Origin of the sequence: Flavobacterium sp. CF136, from assembly GCF_000282055.1 — a bacterium.
Lineage (GTDB): Bacteria > Bacteroidota > Bacteroidia > Flavobacteriales > Flavobacteriaceae > Flavobacterium.
In genome coordinates, this window is record NZ_AKJZ01000007.1 from 1 (window position 1) to 15,956 (window position 15,956).

General features: G+C 34.5%; 14 protein-coding genes. 5 read left to right on the plus strand and 9 right to left on the minus strand.

Going from position 1 to position 15,956, the window contains the following annotated elements:
* Positions 1–170: 170 nt before the first annotated feature.
* The 3 genes from PMI10_RS00990 to PMI10_RS01000 all read right to left on the minus strand — a co-directional run bounded on the left by PMI10_RS00990 (position 171) and on the right by PMI10_RS01000 (position 3,238).
* Positions 171–1,073, minus strand: a complete 903-nt coding sequence (locus tag PMI10_RS00990) for an energy transducer TonB family protein (RefSeq protein WP_007803485.1) — start codon at positions 1,071–1,073, stop codon at positions 171–173.
* Positions 1,074–1,341: 268 nt separating this feature from the next.
* Positions 1,342–2,568: a Glu/Leu/Phe/Val dehydrogenase dimerization domain-containing protein gene (locus PMI10_RS00995; protein WP_007803488.1), complete on the minus strand. Its 1,227-nt coding sequence runs from the start codon at positions 2,566–2,568 to the stop codon at positions 1,342–1,344.
* Between the two features lie 88 nt (positions 2,569–2,656).
* Entirely contained in the window at positions 2,657–3,238 is a 582-nt protein-coding gene (locus PMI10_RS01000; protein WP_007803490.1) for a chalcone isomerase family protein, read from the minus strand.
* A 425-nt stretch (positions 3,239–3,663) separates the two neighbouring features.
* Here PMI10_RS01000 and PMI10_RS01005 point away from each other — a divergent pair, with 425 nt between their 5' ends.
* The 4 genes from PMI10_RS01005 to PMI10_RS01020 all read left to right on the plus strand — a co-directional run bounded on the left by PMI10_RS01005 (position 3,664) and on the right by PMI10_RS01020 (position 7,451).
* Positions 3,664–4,806: an acyl-CoA dehydrogenase gene (locus tag PMI10_RS01005; RefSeq protein WP_007803492.1), complete on the plus strand. Its 1,143-nt coding sequence runs from the start codon at positions 3,664–3,666 to the stop codon at positions 4,804–4,806.
* Positions 4,807–4,927: 121 nt separating this feature from the next.
* Positions 4,928–5,905: a M20/M25/M40 family metallo-hydrolase gene (locus tag PMI10_RS01010; RefSeq protein WP_007803494.1), complete on the plus strand. Its 978-nt coding sequence runs from the start codon at positions 4,928–4,930 to the stop codon at positions 5,903–5,905.
* Between the two features lie 120 nt (positions 5,906–6,025).
* A complete protein-coding gene (locus PMI10_RS01015; RefSeq protein ID WP_035631208.1) occupies positions 6,026–6,703 on the plus strand; it encodes an SDR family NAD(P)-dependent oxidoreductase in 678 nt (225 codons plus the stop codon).
* Positions 6,704–6,845: 142 nt separating this feature from the next.
* Entirely contained in the window at positions 6,846–7,451 is a 606-nt protein-coding gene (locus PMI10_RS01020) for a SprT-like domain-containing protein (RefSeq protein WP_007803497.1), read from the plus strand.
* A gap of 81 nt (positions 7,452–7,532) precedes the next feature.
* Here PMI10_RS01020 and PMI10_RS01025 read toward each other — a convergent pair whose 3' ends face one another.
* The 6 genes from PMI10_RS01025 to gcvP form a co-directional block, all read right to left on the minus strand.
* On the minus strand, positions 7,533–8,294 hold the full coding sequence (locus PMI10_RS01025; RefSeq protein WP_007803499.1) for an ABC transporter ATP-binding protein: 762 nt from the start codon (positions 8,292–8,294) through the stop codon (positions 7,533–7,535).
* A complete protein-coding gene (locus PMI10_RS01030) occupies positions 8,291–9,040 on the minus strand; it encodes an MlaE family ABC transporter permease (protein WP_035631191.1) in 750 nt (249 codons plus the stop codon). Before PMI10_RS01030 ends, PMI10_RS01025 begins: the two co-directional genes overlap by 4 nt.
* Positions 9,041–9,118: 78 nt before the next feature.
* Complete coding sequence (locus PMI10_RS01035; protein ID WP_007803503.1) at positions 9,119–9,967, minus strand: glycosyltransferase family 2 protein; 849 nt, start codon at positions 9,965–9,967, stop codon at positions 9,119–9,121.
* A 23-nt stretch (positions 9,968–9,990) separates the two neighbouring features.
* Positions 9,991–10,515, minus strand: a complete 525-nt coding sequence (locus PMI10_RS01040) for a hypothetical protein (protein ID WP_007803505.1) — start codon at positions 10,513–10,515, stop codon at positions 9,991–9,993.
* A 166-nt stretch (positions 10,516–10,681) separates the two neighbouring features.
* The gene (locus tag PMI10_RS01045) at positions 10,682–11,740 is read right to left on the minus strand and encodes a 3-oxoacyl-ACP synthase III family protein (protein ID WP_035631211.1); all 1,059 of its coding nucleotides are present in this window, start codon (positions 11,738–11,740) and stop codon (positions 10,682–10,684) included.
* Positions 11,741–12,064: 324 nt separating this feature from the next.
* Positions 12,065–14,914: an aminomethyl-transferring glycine dehydrogenase gene (gene gcvP / locus PMI10_RS01050; protein ID WP_007803509.1), complete on the minus strand. Its 2,850-nt coding sequence runs from the start codon at positions 14,912–14,914 to the stop codon at positions 12,065–12,067.
* Positions 14,915–15,133: 219 nt separating this feature from the next.
* Here gcvP and PMI10_RS01055 point away from each other — a divergent pair, with 219 nt between their 5' ends.
* Positions 15,134–15,946: a hypothetical protein gene (locus PMI10_RS01055; RefSeq protein WP_007803510.1), complete on the plus strand. Its 813-nt coding sequence runs from the start codon at positions 15,134–15,136 to the stop codon at positions 15,944–15,946.
* Positions 15,947–15,956: the final 10 nt, after the last annotated feature.

The window sequence follows — 15,956 nt, forward strand, 5'->3', positions numbered from 1 at the left end:
AAATCACACAAGAAACTCCGCAAAGAAATGTCGATAATCTTTGGCGACAGCTAGTGTGATTTCTCCTTGCGTCGAAATGACAAAAAAGCGTAATAAAAAAGGCTTTCTGATATTTCAGAAAGCCTTTTTTATGTAATCATTAATCCGTGTTAATTAGTGAAATTCGTGTTTTAATTCAAACTAAAATTATAAACAATTTTCCCAACTTGTTTTGCCGCAGCATTGCTGTCCGGGGACCATTTAGTATTCATTGCAGCAATTTTAGCCTGATCCAATAAACAGCTTGCCGTATTGGTTGTTCCTTTTATTCCCGGAGTAGCACTAATAGTTCTTCCGTTTTGATCAACTGTAACTTCAACAACCACTTTTCCTTCTTCGTTGCAAGTGTATTTTGGTGCCGGTTTAGATAATGCTTTTCGGTTTCCCAACGAATACCCTGATCCACCACCAGTTCCTCCGCCGCTTCCGGCTCCGTAACCGCTTCCGGTGCCAATACCGCTTCCTGTTCCGTTACCTCCGCCAGTTCCGCCACCTGAGCCTCCGGTACCATAATAGCCATTAGAACTTAAACTTCCACCTGCTTTACCTTTATTTCCAGCAACTTTATCATCACCGTCGCCACCTTTGTTAGAACCTTTTAAAATACTGGATAAGGCATCGTTTGTAGAATTAGAAACTTTTGGCTTTTGAGGAACAGGTTTCTCTTCCGGTTTTACAACAGGAGTATTTTTTTTTGGTTTTTCTTTTGTTGGGATCACTACATCTGTTGCATCAGTTGCTGTATTTTCCTGTGTAATGATTGATTCGTCCGGAGTCGCTTTTGCAGGAGCCTGTTTGGCTTGGTTTTTAACTTCTAAGACTTCACTTTTATAATTGGCTCCTGAACCTAAATCGCTGTCTCCAAAATTTACGGTTACACCTCCACCTCCGCCACCAGAAGCAAGAGCTACATTGTTTTCCGGATTATATGGAGGCCAAAAACGTATAAAAAACAGCAGCAATAATAAGACACCATAAATTGCTGTAGAGATTAATAGTGATTTCTTTTTATCTGAAGAATCGGTTGAAGTCATTTTGATTCTGAATTTTGTAATTGTATTTAATAAAAACGTTTAAAAGTACTAAAAATTGTTTAGAATCTATTTTGTGGTGAGTTGCTTTTTTTTACGCAGATTTGGCAGATTTTTTCTTTTATATTTTAAAACACATCCGCAGAATCTACTTAAATCTTTTAAATCTGCATGAAATTTTATACGTAAAGTTTTAAAATCATTAAAATCTGTGGTAAAAAAAACGAGTCAAATGATTGTTTGACTCGTTTAGAATTGAAGTATAAAAAAATTATACTAATTGTTTCAGTGCAATCTCAAAAGCGGTTGCACTGATGTTTGTTTTTGAGGGATTTAAAGCATGTGCTTTTACAATCGCATTTTTTATAATTTCTGAAGTATCATTAAAAATAGCCTCATCTGTCATTTGAACTTTTTTCTCCATGAAATAGGCAAAAACCCTTGCCATTCCACAGTTCGATATAAAATCTGGAATCAAACTAACTTTACGGTCTACTTCTTCCATGATTGAACCGAAGAAAATTTCCTTATCTGCAAAAGGAACATTCGCTCCGCATGAAATTACTTCCAGTCCGTTTGCGATTAAGCTCTCTATTTGGTTTTGAGTAACCAATCTTGAAGCGGCACAAGGAGTAAAAATCTCAGCACCAATTGTCCATATTTTAGAATTGATTTCTTCAAACGGAATCATATTTTCGGTAACTAATTTATTCCCGTCTTTGTTTAAAAATAAAGTCCTGATTTCTTCAAAAGAAAAACCTTCTTCTTTAATTAGTCCTCCATCACGGTCAATAATTCCAATTACTTTAGCTCCCATTTCAGCCAAATAAAAAGCAGCTGCAGAACCAACATTGCCAAATCCTTGAATAATTGCTTTTTTGCCTTTTATATTGCCACCGTAAGTTGCATAAAAATGACGAACAGCTTCAGCAACACCAAAACCGGTAATCATATCGGCAACAGTATATTTTCGGGTTACATCCGGTGAGAATTTAGGGTTTTCGATTACTTTAATAACTCCTTGACGTAATTGCCCAATTCTATTAATTTTATCAGCTTCTGTTGGTTTAAAATGTCCGTTAAAAACACCTTCCTGCGGATGCCACACTCCACATTCTTCTGTCATCGGAATTACTTCATGAATTTCATCAACATTCAAATCACCACCGGTACCATAATAACTTTTTAACAAAGGGGAAACTGCTTTGTACCAGCGTTGCAAAACACCTTTTTTACGAGGATCGTTAGGATCAAAGTTTATCCCGGATTTCGCTCCTCCAATTGCAGGACCGGAAACAGAGAATTTGACTTCCATGGTTTTGGCCAATGATAAAACCTCGTTCATGTCAAGACCTTTTCTCATTCTGGTACCTCCGCCAGCCGCTCCTCCACGAAGAGAATTAATTACGGTCCAACCTTCGGCTTCTGTTTCAGAATCTTTCCAGTTAAAAACAATTTCAGGTTCCTTATTTTCAAATTGCTGCAATAAATCTTTCATTTTAATGAGATATGTTTATTTTTAGCAAATATATAGAATAGATTAATGCGGATACTTTATTATTGAAGAAATAAATAAGGGATATTATTTAGTTGTTTTTACCTAATAACTCTTCCTTTAAATCTTTATCAACCGGATTCTCTGAAAGCCAGATACCAAAAAATGCTTTTTTAAATTCAAAACTTTCAATTTTTCCTTCGTATCTATCGTTTTTATAAATCCATAGTGATTTGTCAAAAGGATTATATACTAAGTTAAAAAAATCACCGGCTTTTGTAATTTCTTTACCAATTAGAGCCTCAAGTTCCTGTACTTCTTTGGTTAATTTTAGTATTCCGGCTTCACCAACAGATTTTTCCATTCCTTTCGCCAATGCTTTTGATAGCTTTTTTGAGGTAACTAATGATGAGGTTATATGTATTCTGATAGCCATTTCGGTATCGCTGTCTAAAATAAGTTTAGGATCCTGCGTTAATACTGACAGATACAATGCTTGTACATATAAATCGGTAAACATTTTTGAACGTTGCCCAACACCGTTTAAAGTTAGTGTTTCTCCTTTAAAATCAAGTGTTCTTGGAACATTTACGCCATTTACTTCTAAACTTTTCTGAGCATTTGAAAATTGTAAACTTAAAAGAAATGTGAGCAATAGTAAAATCTTTTTCATGGTATCTATATTTTTTGTTTTTTGCAAAAATACTGTTAATTTGTAAAATTCAAGCTGTAAATCATGATGTTTTTTATGATATTTTTAATCTATCACTTTAATAATCAAAATAGTAGGAGATGATTTACGTATATATACGTACGTTTGTGCCTTTTGGTTTCTTCTGAAATATAAATTACTTGAAGCTTTTTGTCTAATTTTTTTACATCAATAATTTTACTCTTAATTTTAAGGGAAATGTATTAAAATTAGTCTTTATTCTTTTAAAATTCAAAAATATCACGAAAACGTTATAGTATTTTTGGATTAAAACTTAAAATACTATGCATGCATTGTTAATTCATATTTAAAATTTATCTTTGAAAAGCTTTTTTTACGCAAAACAGAAAGAAAAAGAGCGCATTAATAAATTAAAGAACACTATTATGGATTTTAATCTTACCGAAGAACATTTAATGATTCAACAAGCTGCGAGAGATTTTGCTCAAAATGAATTGTTGCCCGGTGTAATAGAAAGAGACGAAAAACAAATTTTTCCGACTGAACAGGTAAAAAAAATGGGGCAATTAGGATTCATGGGAATGATGGTTGATCCTAAATATGGAGGAAGTGGTTTAGATACAATTTCATATATAATTGCTATGGAAGAAATTTCGAAAGTAGATGCCTCAGCTTCTGTAGTAATGTCTGTAAATAATTCATTAGTTTGCTGGGGATTACAGGAATTTGGAAATGAAGAACAAAAACAAAAATATTTACCGGGTCTGGCTTCGGGAGAAATCCATGGTGCTTTTTGTTTAAGTGAGCCGGAAGCAGGCAGTGACGCAACTTCACAAAAAACTACAGCGGTAGATATGGGAGACCATTATTTGGTGAACGGAACGAAAAACTGGATTACTAATGGAAACACAGCCTCAGTATATTTGGTAATTGCACAAACACATCCGGAATTGAAACATAAAGGGATAAATGTTTTGATTATGACTAAAGATATGCCGGGATTTTCTATCGGTCCGAAAGAACAAAAGATGGGAATCCGCGGTTCAGATACACATTCATTAATGTTTAACGATGTAAAAGTTCCTAAAGAAAACAGAATTGGAGAAGATGGTTTCGGATTTAAATTTGCGATGAAAACACTTGCCGGTGGTCGTATCGGAATTGCTTCTCAGGCTTTAGGAATTGCTTCAGGAGCTTATGAACTGGCTTTGAAATATTCAAAAGAACGTAAAGCTTTCGGAACAGAAATCTGCAATCATCAGGCAATTGCTTTTAAATTGGCAGATATGGCTGTTAATATCGAAGCGGCCCGTCATTTATGTATGAAAGCGGCATGGGATAAAGACCAGCATAAAAATTATGATGTCAGTGGGGCGATGGCTAAATTATTTGCTTCGCAAGTGGCAATGGATACAGCTGTTGAAGCAGTTCAGATTCATGGCGGAAACGGTTACGTAAAAGAATATCACGTAGAACGTTTTATGCGTGACGCAAAAATTACCCAGATTTATGAAGGAACTTCAGAGATTCAGAAAATTGTAATTTCGAGATCTGTTATCGCAGGATAAATAATTTTATTTTTTATACCATAAACCCTTTCTGCTTTTTTAGCTTTGAAAGGGTTTTTTTACGATTATTTTTTTTACTTTTCAGAAGTTTTGCTTTTTAACTAATCAAAATATTCTTTTTATGAAAAAAATATACTTTCTTCTGCCATTTGTTTTATTGGGCTGTAAATCCAATATTTCAACAGTCAGTGAAAAAACTCCAAAACCAACATCAGAATCTGTTGAAATTACTTATAGGGTGAAACAAAATGATGTTTCAGATTTTTTAAAGTATCTTTCTTCCGATGAATTAGAAGGCCGTGAAACCGGAACCAAAGGAATTGAAAAGGCGGCTGTTTTTCTGGAAGATTTTCTTAAGAAAAACAATGTCAAACCTTATTTTTCTTCTTATCGTGATACCCTTACGAATTTTAAAACACCTGCTTTTAATATTGTTGGCGTTCTGGAAGGGACAGATCCCGTTCTTAAAAAAGAATTTGTAGTTTTAAGTGCACACTATGATCATATTGGTTTGGATAAAACCAAAGGACAAAAAGATATCATTAATAACGGAGCTAATGATGACGCTTCAGGTGTTACAGCAGTTGCAGAAATGGCTAAATATTTTAGCGAAACAAAATCGAATAAACGAAGTATTCTTGTTGTATTTTTTGCAGGGGAAGAAAAAGGATTGTTAGGATCTAAAAGTTTGGTTCAAAAACTTAAAAAACAAGACTTTAATTTATATGCCCAACTGAATATAGAGATGATCGGTGTGCCAATGAAACGAGATTATTTAGCCTATATTACAGGTTTTGATAAATCGAACATGGCTCAGAAAATAAATGAATATACCGGAAAAAACACAATCGGGTTTTTACCTAAAGAAGCTGAATATGAACTTTTTTATCGTTCAGATAATTATTCTTTTTATGATGTTTTCAAAAAGCCCTGCCAATCGATAAGCACTTTTGATTTTGAAAATTTCGAATTTTATCATCATCCGTCAGATGAGTTTAAAGTGATGGATATTCAACATATGACATCTTTTATACAGGAATTTTTACCTGCAGTAACGCAAATCGTAACTTCGCCAACAGAAGAGATTAGAATGAATTAATAACTGCCTTTTTATTGTATTTGCTTATTTTTGCATCATGAAATCGCCATGATTCCAAATCATAAACAGGACTGAAGAATGGCGATTCCATATTCCATAAAAGAAAAATGTTATCCCAATATGAAAAATATTATAGTTACCGGAACGAGCAGAGGAATTGGTTATGAATTAGCTTTGCAGTTTGCAGATGCCGGAAATAAAGTGTTGGCTATTTCAAGAAAAATCCCTCAGGCACTTTTAGAACATCAAAATGTTACTTGTCTTTCAGTTGATTTAGCAGATGAATCTGCATTAGATGCTGTAGAAGATTTTCTTTCATCAGTCTGGAAAAAAGTAGATGCTGTTGTACATAATGCAGGTGCTTTGTTATTTAAACCATTTGCCGAAACAACGCAGGCAGATTTTGAAAGTATTTACAAAGTGAATGTTTTTGCTGTTGCGAATCTTACCAGAATTTGTTTGCCGTATCTTCAAAAAGGAAGTCATGTAGTAACAATCAGCTCGATTGGAGGGGTGAGAGGAAGCCTGAAATTTGCAGGTTTAGCAGCTTACAGTTCAAGTAAAGGAGCGGTAATCACCTTAACGGAATTATTGGCAGAAGAATATAAAGAAAAAGGAATCTCATTTAATGTTTTAGCGTTAGGTTCTGTTCAGACAGAAATGCTGCAGGAAGCTTTCCCAGGATATCAGGCACCAATTTCAGCTGAAGGAATGGCAACTTATATTTATGATTTTACGCTTAACGGAAATAAATATTTTAATGGGAAAGTATTGGAAGTTTCATCTACGAATCCTTAGTTTATTTAAAATATTATTTTATTTAAAATATTATTTGTTAAAATATTATTTGTCAGAAAATATTATTTGTCAGGCTGAGCGGAGTCGAAGCCCTTTGATATTTCATTTGATTCAAAAATATATTTTATAATTCATAATTACATTGAGCGAAACTCTAGCCAGATATATACCGGAACATGCTGTAAAGCCCGTTTTTGAATTGATTGTTGCCAATCAGGTTCATCTGAAAATCGTCAATGAACGTCAGACACGTCATGGAGATTACAGAAAAGGATTGAGTGGAAAACATGAAATTACTGTAAATGCTAGTCTGAATAAATACAAGTTTCTGATTACTTTGATTCATGAAATTTCTCATTTGGTTGCTTTCGAAAAATTCGGGCGACATATAAAACCTCATGGGAATGAATGGAAATATTCTTTTCAAAGATTGATGGTCCCTTTTATTCGACCGGAGATTTTTCCAGCCCATTTGTTACCATTGTTAGCGAGGCATTTTAAGAACCCTACTGCAAGCAGCGATACTGACACAACTTTATCTTTGGCTTTAAAACAATATGATAAAGAAAACGATAAAAACTACATTTTTGAAATTCCCTACGGCAGTGTTTTCAGAATTCAGAATGGTAAGATATTTAAGAAAATTGCGGTTAGGACCAAACGTTTCGAATGTATTGAAATTAGTTCTGGTCGAACCTATCTTTTCAATCCAAATGCTGAGGTAGAATTGTTACCGGGAAACAATTAATAAATCTCAATAATAAAAAATCCCAAATTCCAATTGTCAAAACTGGAATTTGGGATTTTTTATATTGAAATTGAAAGAAAGTTAACCTTTCAAATAAGCTTCTCTTACTTTTTTAAATAGATTTGAAGAATACACAAACTTCACAATCGCTTCGTTATCAGTTCTGAAGATTTCCTCCTTAGTTCCCTGCCACGCTTTAAGTCCTTTCTTTAAGAAAACGATATTTTCTCCAATTTCCATCACCGAGTTCATATCGTGCGTATTAATTACCGTTGTGATATTATATTCTTCGGTAATTTCTTTAATAAGGTTATCAATCAAAGTTGAAGTATTCGGATCCAGACCTGAGTTAGGTTCATCACAAAATAAGTATTTCGGGTTGTTTACAATAGCGCGGGCAATCGCTACACGTTTCTGCATACCGCCTGAAATTTCAGAAGGCAGTTTTCTGTGGGCATCAACTAAGTTTACTCTTTCTAAAACAAAATCAACACGCTCTTTAATTTTGGCTCCATTGTCATTGGTGAACATTTTTAAAGGGAAAGCCACATTTTCTGCAACAGTCATCGAATCGAATAGTGCGCTTCCTTGAAAAACCATTCCAATTTCAGTTCTTAATTCTCTTTTTTCATCCGGATTTAATTCAGAATAAACTCTTCCGTCAAACTCAATTGTTCCTGAATCAGGTGTATGGATTCCTAATAACGTTTTTAATAAAACTGTTTTTCCGGATCCACTTTGCCCAATAATCAGATTGGTTTTTCCAGTTTCAAAAACTGTCGAAACCCCTTTTAAGACTTTACTGTCCCCAAATGATTTTACTACGTTTTTTACTTCTATCATGATCCTAATAATAATTGTGTTAATATGTAATTAAAAAGAATGATGGAAACAGATGTCCAGACAAAAGCTACAGTACTGGCTTTACCAACTTCTAATGCACCACCTTTCATAAAATAACCATGAAAAGAAGGAATTGTTGCCAAAAGCATTGCAAAAATTAAGGTTTTAATGAAAGCATACACAATATGAAACGGTATAAACTCTAACTGGGCACCATCAATAAAAGCAGCGCTGGTTGTAAAACCTCCATAAACTCCTGCAAGCCATCCTCCAAATATTCCTAAAAACATACTGATTCCAATAACGAAAGGATACAATAGTAAAGCGATTATTTTTGGGAAAACTAAATAGTTTAATGAATTGACACCCATAACTTCCAAGGCATCAATTTGTTCGGTAACACGCATAGTACCAATACTCGACGTGATAAAAGATCCCATTTTTCCAGCCATAATTACCGAAATAAAAGTAGGGGCAAACTCCAGAATTACCGATTGACGTGTGGCAAAACCAATTAAATATTTTGGAATTAATGGGTTTGTTAAGTTTAAGGCCGTTTGTATAGCTACAACTCCTCCAACGAAGAAAGATATGAAACAAACAATTCCGAGAGAGTCAATTATTAAATCGTCGATTTCTTTGAAAATTAATTTTTTCATTACAGACCATTTAGTCTGTTTATTGAAAATTTCTTTCAGCATTAAAAAATATCTTCCTATTTGGGATAAATAACGAATGAGCATCATAGTTTTTACAAATATTGGCTAAATTAAGGATTAGTTTACAGTTAATAGTTTCAGTTTGCAGTTTTTTAAGTTTTGTAACTAAAAAAGCTTCTGTTTCATTTTCTGAAAACGATAATTTCTAATAAATTTAGCCTGTTCGGGAGTAACTAACAAAGGAGTTTTAGCATTTTTTGCTTTCCAAAATCCTTTGATGTAATCTAAAAAGAGAAGTGGCTTTTTTTTCATCATGGCCAATTTAGCCGATGCGATTGCTGTAATCCAGAAACCGTATCCTAATGTAAAAAAGGCTTCTCCTTGTTTGTAACGTGCTGTTTTGTTGTAGTTTGCGCCTGTTGGTTTAAGGTGTTTTACATGTAAAGTCGAGTCTGTAACTACTTTCCAATTATAGTATTTACAAAGTAATTCGTCTACAGTATCCCAGCCCATAGCTGGTTTTAAACCTCCAATTTGCCGAAAAGTTTCTTTTCTGTAGGCTTTCAGTGCACCACGAATATGATCTTTATCGGTTAGGTTTTCTAAAACCCAATCACCATCTTTTTCTATGTAACAAAATCCTCCTGCCATTCCAATTGTTGAATCGGATTGAAAGTGGGTAATTATAGTTTCGAAATAATTAGATGGAAATATTAAATCGCCGTCTATTTTTACAATAATATCGTATTCCGAATCCAAAGTCTCAAAACCTTTTTGAAAAGCCTGAATTACTTTGCTTCCTGGCATATGAATCGCATCCGAAGTTTTGTTTACAATAGAAATATACGGATTGTCTTTAGCAAAACCCAAAACAACTTCTTCTGTCTTATCTGTAGAATTGTCATTTACAACAACAACTTTTGAAGGTAAAACTGTTTGTGAAATTAAAGATTGTAAGGTCAGGCCAATTAAATCCTGTTCGTTATGGGCGGGAATGACGATGTAATATTTCATATTTTATAAAATGAAAACTGAGACTATTTTACTTTTTCCGCGTAAACAATATAATATCTATTGGTGAAACTTCTTAAAAGCGGACGAATACCAAATTTTTTTACCGGGTTTGTCCATTTTTGTCTGTCGATTATTTTCCAGCCGGTTTTCTCTAAAAGCCAGTCTAATTGCCAATCTTCAAATTCGTGATAATGTCTGTCCCACATATCTGTTTTGCTGCGATATGCAGGTGAAAACCATAAACGCATCGGAATTGAAATAAGAAGTTTGTCTGATTGGATTTCGTTTAAAATCGTAAACGGATTTAATAAGTGCTCGAAGATTTCGAAAGCAGTTACAACATCTTGTTTGTCGGTTTTTAATACATTCTGGTCTAAATCCAAGTCTTCACCAGTAGTATTTTTTACTGAATATCCGGCTTCTTTCATGATTTTCGAAAACGGATTTTCGACTCCTAAATCCAGGATTGTTTCAGAGGTTTTGATATGTTTTTGTAAAAATTCTAAAGTAAGTTTGAATCTTTTATTGGGAAACGTTTTTTCGTACATTTTATAGTTTTTAACAGCAAAGGCGCAAAGATACAAAGTTATCTTCTTTTTTATGTTTTTTAATTGGATGGAAAATAAAAAGTCCGCATTTAAAATGCAGACTTTTTAGTAATCATTATTCAGTCTCGGTTTTTAGATCAGCTAAACTGAATACTGAGACTGAAAACTAATATCGATAAACAAATGCGTTAACATTCATTCCTGCTCCAACCGAAGCAAAAATTACAACATCGCCTTTATTGATTTCGTGATTTTCTAATTTCCCCTGAATCAAAAGATCATATAGAGTAGGAACTGTAGCAACACTGCTGTTCCCTAAATCATGAATGCTCATTGGCATTATATTTTCAGGCGGGGTTTTTTCATATAATTTATAAAAACGGGTAATAATGGCTTCATCCATTTTTTCATTAGCCTGGTGAATCAGTATTTTTTTGACTTCGTCAATGGCAATTCCGCTTTTGTCCAGGCATTCTTTCATGGCACATGGAACCTGGCTCAATGCAAATTCGTAAATCTTGCGTCCGTACATTTTAATGTATTTGATATCCGGATCTAAATCTGGATTGTAAGATTTTCCAAAATATAAAAAACCAGCCTCTTCATTTGCAAAAGTAGCACTTTCGTAAGACAGCAAACCGGCTTCGTCATCTGAAGCTTCTAAAACTGAAGCACCCGCACCATCAGAATAAATCATCGAATCACGATCATGATCGTCAACAACTCTTGATAAGGTTTCAGCACCAATTACCAATACTCTTTTAGCCATTCCGGATTTGATGAAAGCGTTGGCTTGTAAAACACCTTCGATCCAGCCAGGGCACCCAAAAAGAATGTCATAAGCGACACATTTTGGATTTTTGATGTCCAGTTTATTTTTGACACGGGTAGCTAAACTCGGAATCATATCTGATTGATTTGTTCCCGATTTTACATCACCAAAATTATGGGCAAAAATGATATAATCTAATGACTCTTTGTCAATATTTGCATTAGCAATTGCTTTTTCAGCAGCAAAAAAGGCTAAATCTGAAGAGGTATGATGGTCTTCTGCATAACGGCGGTTTTCTATACCGGTTATTCCCTTAAACTTTTTAATTACAACTTCGTTCGGGTAGCCAAAAGGAGTTCCGTCTTCATTCAAAAAAACATGTTTGTCAAAATCAGTATTCTTAACTTCTTTCTGTGGAATGTAACTTCCGATGCCTATAATTTTTATTTTCATTAGTCCTTTTTCCAAAAATTTTACGGCTAATTTATAAATAAATAAATAATTACAACTATAAAAATTACTATGCATGCATATAATTATGAAATAATAATTTTTAACTGTAAATATTGTTTATTTTTTAATGAAATTTATATTTTGCCGAGATTTCAAACGATTGAAATAACAGAATGAGTTAATTTTTTTTGTTTCAGGTTTCAGGTTTCAAGTTTTTGTGTAACCGTATAATTAACGATGTAGTCATTTCTTTCGTGAAAAAGAAAACCCGACAGGTTTTTAAAACCTGTCGGGTTGAATATGTATTTAAAGAAAATCTAATTCTTAATTTTCCATGTAAGCCTCAATAGGAGCACAGCTGCATATTAAATTTCTGTCTCCAAAAGCATCATCTGCTCTGCGAACTGAAGGCCAGAATTTGTTTTCGGCAATATATTCTAATGGGAAAGCGGCTTGTTCTCTTGTATATGGGAAATTCCAAGTCTCAGATGTCAGCATTGCTAAAGTATGAGGAGAATTTTTTAATACATTATTGCTGTCTTCGATTACAGCTGCTTCAATTTCTTTTCTGATAGAAATCATGGCGTCACAAAAACGATCTAATTCTTCTAAGTTTTCACTTTCAGTTGGTTCGATCATTAAAGTTCCGGCAACCGGGAAAGATACTGTTGGTGCGTGGAAACCGTAATCCATTAAACGTTTTGCAATATCGGTAACTTCGATTCCTTTTTGTTTGAAAGGACGACACTCTAAAATCATTTCGTGAGCTGCACGGCCCATTTCTCCTGAATATAAAGTATCGTAGTGACCGTTTAATTTTTCTTTGATGTAGTTAGCATTTAAAATTGCATGTTCAGTAGCACTTTTTAATCCTTCGGCACCTAACATCGAAATGTATCCGTAAGAAATCAAACAAACTAAAGCTGAACCCCAAGGAGCAGCAGAAATAGCTGTAATGGCAGTTTCTCCTCCTGTTGGAATTACCGGATTTCCTGGTAAGAAAGGAACCAACTGAGGCGCTACGCAAATAGGACCAACTCCGGGACCTCCACCACCGTGAGGAATTGCGAATGTTTTGTGTAAGTTTAGGTGACAAACGTCAGCTCCAATTGTAGCCGGATTTGTTAATCCAACCTGAGCGTTCATGTTGGCACCATCCATATAAACTTGTCCACCGTTATCGTGGATTATTTTTGTAATTTCCTGAATAGCACTTTCAAAAACTCCGTGAGTTGATGGATAAGTTACCATTAAACAAGATAAATTGTCTTTATGAAGAATTGCTTTTTCGCGTAAATCTTCAACGTCAATATTTCCGTTTTCCAACGTTTTTGTAACTACAACTTTCATTCCGGCCATAGCAGCAGAAGCTGGATTTGTACCGTGAGCAGATGAAGGAATCAAAGCTATGTTTCTGTGATCGTCTCCACGAGATTGGTGGTACGCACGTATAACCATAAGTCCTGCGTATTCTCCTTGTGCACCAGAATTTGGCTGTAAAGTTGTTCCGGCAAAACCTGTAATTACATTTAATTGCTGTTCTAATTTTTTTAACATTTCCTGATATCCCTGTGCCTGGTCAAGTGGAGCAAAAGGGTGAATGTTGTTCCAGTTTGGGTTACTTAACGGAAGCATTTCTGCAGCAGCGTTCAATTTCATGGTGCAAGAACCTAACGAAATCATCGAGTGATTCAATGCTAAATCTTTACGCTCCAACATTTTGATGTAACGCATTAAAGCAGTTTCCGAATGATATTTGTTGAAAACGTCATGCTCTAAGAAAGCTGAAGTTCTTTTTACTGAATCAGGGAAATGGTTTGTTTCTGTAAATGTAGAAACTGTAGTTGGTTGTAGCGAAAGTGCTTTTGCAAAAATAGTGATGATATCATTTACATCAGAAACACTTGTCGTTTCGTTTAATGAAATCGAGATTGTGTTTTCATCAACATAATAAAAGTTTACTTCGTTTGCTTCTGCAACTGCTTTTACTTTTTTAGCATCAGCTTTCACCAAAATAGTATCAAAGAAAGCAGAGTTGATTTGCTCTACACCTAGTTTTTTCAATTCATTTGCCAAAGTTGCGGCAGCTGCATGTACTTTGTCAGCAATGTATTGCAAACCTTTTGGTCCGTGGTAAACAGCATACATTCCGGCCATTACAGATAATAGAACCTGTGCAGTACAAATGTTTGAAGTCGCTTTATCACGTTTGATATGTTGCTCACGAGTTTGCAAAGCCATACGTAAAGCGCGGTTTCCGTTAGTGTCGATTGTAACCCCAATAATACGTCCCGGCATGCTTCGTTTGTATTCGTCTTTTGTCGCAAAATAAGCTGCGTGTGGTCCACCGTAACCTAACGGAATTCCGAAGCGTTGTGTAGTTCCAACAACTACAGCAGCGCCCATTTCTCCCGGAGGAGTTAATTTTGCCAAACTTAAAATATCAGCAGCAACAGCCACTTTAATTTCGCTTGTAGCTGCTTTTTCGATAAAAGCAGTATAATCGTAAACTTGTCCGTATTTTCCAGGATATTGTAAAATAGCTCCGAAGAATTCTGTTGAGAAATCAAAAGTTTCGTGGTTTCCAATTACTAATTCAACTCCAATTGGTGTTGCGCGAGTTTGCAAAACAGAAAGTGTTTGAGGAAGAATTTCTTCTGAAACGAAAAATTTATTTACGTTATTTTTCTTTTGATCGCGAGAACGAACGTCTAGCAACAAAGCCATAGCTTCTGCAGCAGCAGTTCCTTCATCTAATAAGGAAGCATTGGCAATCTCCATTCCGGTTAATTCAATAACTGTAGTCTGGAAATTCAAAATTGCTTCAAGACGACCTTGTGCAATTTCAGCCTGATACGGAGTATAAGCAGTATACCATCCCGGGTTTTCAAAAACATTACGCTGAATTACAGCAGGAACAATTGCCGCGTTGTAACCTAAACCAATGTATGTTTTAAAGATTTTATTTTTGTTCCCTAATTGCTGAATGTGGTTTGAAAATTCATATTCTGTCATTTCAGGATCTAAGTTCAAAGGTGCTTTTAAACGAATGTCATCCGGAAGTGTTTCGTAAACAAGTTGTTCAATCGATTCCACTCCAATAGTCTTTAACATGTGTTGAAGATCTGTTTCTCTTGGGCCAATGTGTCTTAAAGCAAAAGCATCTGTTCTCATTTGTAGCTATCTATTTTTTAAAAAGAAATGTAATTTGCAATGTATATCCTTCGATTTTATGAAGTTTACATAGGTTTATTACATTTTACAGTAAATGTGTTGTTTTTTTGTGGCGCAAAATTAAGTATTATTAATAATTTAATGGGTATTTTTAACTTCAATTTTTATGAATTTTTCAACTAACGAGTTGATTTGTTAACAATTGATTAGATTTAAGAAATGAAACTATTGAAACAAATATTCGATTTTTACCTGATTAGTAGTATTCACGTGGCTTTATCGTGTTATGCTTTGGTGCGGATTACGTTTCATATATTTCATATTCAGTACGATGAATCAATGGCCTTGTTTGTTTTTTTTGGAACAATTGTGGGGTATAATTTTGTTAAATATGATGCCTTGGTTCGGGTAAAAAAAAATCCGGTAGGAAATCAGTTGAAAATTATTGCTGTTTTGAGTTTTATTTCGGCGATTTTAGCTGGGTATTATTTTTTTCATCTAAAGCGGATCACACAAATTGTCTCTTTTGGTATATTTGCGATAACGGCATTGTATACACTTCCGTTTTTTCCAAACAGAAGAAATGCCCGAAACTGGGCAGGTGTAAAAATTTATATTGTAGCACTTTGCTGGGTCGGAGCTACTTTGGTTTTGCCTTTAATCAATGCTGAAATTCCTGCTACTGCAGATTTTTTTATAAAATGTGTTCAACGTTTTGTTTTGGTCTTTGTACTGATTCTCGTTTTCGAAATCATCGACTTGACCAATGATGACCCACATTTAAAAACTGTACCGCAAATAATAGGAGTGAAGAAAACTAAAATTTTAGGACTTTTATTATTGATTCCGTTTTGGTTTTTAGAGGTTTTTATATCCACATTTAATTATCGTGATCTTTTTATAAATCTTGTTATGGTCGCCATGTTGATGTTGTTTATATTGTTTGCCAATCCAAATCGCCCAAAATATTATACTTCTTTTTGGGTTGAAAGTGTGCCTATTTTCTGGTGGCTGATGATTGTTTTTTTGTGATTTTCTTTGA